Origin of the sequence: uncultured Traorella sp., from assembly GCF_944327115.1 — a bacterium.
Lineage (GTDB): Bacteria > Bacillota_I > Bacilli_A > Erysipelotrichales > Erysipelotrichaceae > Traorella.
On sequence record NZ_CALVGS010000079.1, the window covers coordinates 1 to 3,265 of the forward strand.

4 protein-coding genes are annotated in these 3,265 nt (G+C 40.8%); all 4 read left to right on the forward strand.

What is annotated here, in order from left to right; all coding sequences use genetic code 11:
* Positions 1 to 52 precede the first annotated feature (52 nt).
* The 4 genes from Q0K35_RS07330 to ispE are packed head-to-tail and all read left to right on the forward strand — an operon-like array spanning position 53 to position 3,128.
* Entirely contained in the window at positions 53 to 871 is an 819-nt protein-coding gene (locus Q0K35_RS07330) for a hypothetical protein (protein WP_294562002.1), read from the forward strand.
* Positions 872 to 923: 52 nt separating this feature from the next.
* Positions 924 to 1,460: a ribonuclease M5 gene (rnmV, locus tag Q0K35_RS07335; RefSeq protein WP_294562003.1), complete on the forward strand. Its 537-nt coding sequence runs from the start codon at positions 924 to 926 to the stop codon at positions 1,458 to 1,460.
* Entirely contained in the window at positions 1,457 to 2,323 is an 867-nt protein-coding gene (gene rsmA / locus Q0K35_RS07340) for a 16S rRNA (adenine(1518)-N(6)/adenine(1519)-N(6))-dimethyltransferase RsmA (protein WP_294562004.1), read from the forward strand. Before rnmV ends, rsmA begins: the two co-directional genes overlap by 4 nt.
* Positions 2,295 to 3,128, forward strand: coding sequence for a 4-(cytidine 5'-diphospho)-2-C-methyl-D-erythritol kinase (gene ispE / locus Q0K35_RS07345; RefSeq protein ID WP_294562005.1), 834 nt, complete (start codon positions 2,295 to 2,297; stop codon positions 3,126 to 3,128). The genes rsmA and ispE overlap by 29 nt, the downstream gene beginning before the upstream one ends.
* Positions 3,129 to 3,265 lie beyond the last annotated feature (137 nt).

Here is a 3,265-nt window from a genome sequence, read left to right on the forward strand (position 1 = left end):
AAAAAGCATTAAATGTATGTTATACTGTCTAACGTTTTAAAAAGGAGGTTTTATGGTTAAAAGAAACCAATTGATTAAAATATTAGTTGTTGCATCATTATTATGTGGATGCTCATCAACTTCAGCGTTTCATTCAGAAACTCTAGTATTAAAACAAACAGAAACAGAAAGCCAGACTTTGGAAGTAACGATGGAAACTATTAATGAAGTATGGGAAGTCGGTGAAATGCCAGAGATGGTATATGCAGAATATGAGGAAGGCATGGGAGGCATCAGTTGGATTGCATCTTATGTGGATGGGAAAAAAGCAACTGTTAGTGAGGATTATGTTGTTACTTATGACAGTGAAGGCAACATAATTTCGAAGACTGCTGTGATCGGCAGCCGGCAGGAAACAGAGGCTGTTGCACCAAAGATGCAGTTTGGTGGCAGTGTCAGTGTTGGCAGTGAATTTTATCCAACGATGGTTACGTATGGTATTGATTGTGCCGGCTGTTATGTATCACCTGAAGGGACAGGAGGTACAAGTGCCGGTGTCCAGGTAGGTTATCATTCGGTTCGACAGGCGGATGGTGAAATGAGAGAAGGGATCAAGTACGGTGATTATTATATCGTCGCAGCTGATCCAAGCATCCCACTTTGTTCAATACTGACGATCTATGATCATGGTTTTTCAGGTGAAGGATTGACGCCTGGGGTACCGTTTCAGGCAATCGTATTGGATCGCGGAGGAGCCATTAAGGGAAGTATCCTTGATTTATTTAAAGGAAGTCAGGGCAATACTAACATAAGCAATGATCGCAGTGCCGATACACGGGTCGTTATTGAGCGTGTTGGCGGCAGAAGCGGTTCAAATGCCTGTAAATATTAGAAAGCGTACGCTTTCTATTTTTATTAGATGAGAAATTTGTTAAAATAGAGATATGAAAATTAAGGAAATTATTATTGTTGAAGGAAAAAATGATACACAGAAGCTAAAGCGTTATTTTGACTGTGATACGATTGAAACCCATGGCATGCATCTCTCTAAAAAAACGTTGGAAATGATCCGGCAGGCACAGAAAAAAAGAGGTGTGATCATATTTACGGATCCCGATGCACCGGGAGAGAAGATCCGTACGAGGATCAATCAGCATGTGGAAGGATGCAAGAATGCTTTTATTGACAAGAAGAAGGCCAGGACGACGAAAAAAGTGGGGATCGAACATGCGAGCGAAGAGGATCTGAAAGAGTCGCTGGAACATCTCTTAACGTATTCAGAGAATTTACAGCCAACCTTGTCATGGAGCGAGTTTTTAGAGCTGGGATGCAGCGGAAAGGCGGACAGCTCACAGAGAAGAAGAAAGCTGGAGGAATATCTGCATATTGGTAAAAGTAATGGAAAGACACTTTATAAGCGTTTAAATATGCTTCAATTGAATCAGCAGGAATGTTTGAAAATATTAGAGGATAAACAATGAAAGTGATTGCCACACCGTCAAGGACGAAGGAAATATTAGAAAAATTTGATTTATATGCCAAGAAAAACTATGGACAGAATTTTCTTGTGGAACCAGGCATCGTATCTAAGATCGCTCGTAATGCCATTGTCAGCAATCATACGGTGGCTGTTGAGATCGGACCGGGTATTGGAGCTTTAACACAGATGCTGAGCCAGTATGCGAAAAAGGTCGTCGCATATGAGATTGATGAAAGACTGCCGGAGGTATTGGCGTATTCCCTTGAAGATTGTGATAATGTGGAAATTGTCCTTCAGGATTTTATGCAGGTTGATCTTAAAGCATTGGTGAACAAATATCCTGAAGATGATGTCGTTATAGCTGCTAATCTTCCTTATTACATTACGACGCCGATCCTTTTTAAGATTTTTGAATCAGAGGCAGATATCAAAAGGATCACGGTCATGATGCAGAAGGAGGTAGCAGATCGTTTTATTGCTCATGTCAATACGAAGGATTATAATGCGTTAAGTGTGATTACACAGTATTTAACAGATGTGAAGCAGGTGGTCAAGGTGCCGCGCAATGTATTTAGTCCTAAGCCGAATGTGGACAGCAGCGTATTGCAGTTTGAATTTAAGAAGAAGGATCCTTCTGTGAATGAGAAATTATTTTTCGCAATGGTCAAGGCATGCTTCAAGCAGCGCCGGAAGACGATCTTAAATAACTTTGGTGAATGGCTGGGGGATAAGGATCAGGCAAAAGCGTATCTGAGCGATGCTGATATATCTAACAGTCAACGGGCAGAGAGCTGTTCGTTAGATGATTTTTTGAAACTTTACAGGAGGATCGAACATGAGGACATTTGCGTATGCGAAAATTAATGTCTGTCTAAATGTCGTCGGCAGAAGAGAGGATGGGTATCATGAATTGGAAATGGTCATGCTGCCTTTGACGCTTTGTGATGATGTTTCGATACGGTTTGCGAAAGCAGACTGGTTTACATGGAATCTGAAATACCGTATCAATGGCAAGAATACGATCGTGAAAGCTGTCGATTGCATGAGAAAAGCCTATGGCATCAAAGATCATTTTCGCATTCATGTGCATAAACGTATTCCTACGCAGGCAGGTTTAGCCGGAGGAAGTGCTGATGCGGCAGCTGTCATGCTGGCAATTCGTGATCTGTGTCATCTTGATGCGGATGATCAGGAGATAGCTCAATTATCGAAGCAGGTAGGAGCTGATGTTCCTTTTTGTGTCATGTGCCGGCCAAGTGTCGTAAAAGGGATTGGTGAAGTTATTGAGCCTTTTAAGATGAATTGTGATTTTGATGTGTTGCTGATGAAACCTTATAAGGGTGTATCAACAAAAGAATGTTTTGCAGCTATTGATTTTGATACGTGTATCCATCCGAATGTTGATGAAGTGAAGCGGTGTCTTATGGAGGATGATTTTGATTCCCTTCCTTTATGTGTGGCTAATACGCTTGAACAGCCGGCCAGCAGGCTGGTAAAAGAAATCGGCTATGCGAGAGAATATTTGCAGAAAAAAGGCTTTGAAGTTGTCTGCATGTCCGGCAGCGGATCAACGGTATTTGCACTCACCCGAAGACCTGAATTGATTGATCAGGTCATGAGAGATACAAATTATAATGGATGGTTTCGGTATAAATGCAGGGTTTTATAATAACTTGTTGAAATTATATTATGAAAAGACTTTAAAAGCGAGTGAAATTTGAGTAAAATAGAAGTGATATAAAAAAGGAGAAAATTATAAAATGACAAGTGCAGATATTCAGCGGCTGATCAATCAGAAAGTAGAAT

What these genes read in the sequence shown, in the direction of transcription:
- Q0K35_RS07330 (WP_294562002.1), top strand. Translation starts at nt 53, where the DNA reads ATGGTTAAAAGAAACCAATTGATTAAAATATTAGTTGTTGCATCATTA.
- rnmV (WP_294562003.1), top strand. Translation starts at nt 924, where the DNA reads ATGAAAATTAAGGAAATTATTATTGTTGAAGGAAAAAATGATACACAG.
- rsmA (WP_294562004.1), top strand. Translation starts at nt 1,457, where the DNA reads ATGAAAGTGATTGCCACACCGTCAAGGACGAAGGAAATATTAGAAAAA.
- ispE (WP_294562005.1), top strand. Translation starts at nt 2,295, where the DNA reads ATGAGGACATTTGCGTATGCGAAAATTAATGTCTGTCTAAATGTCGTC.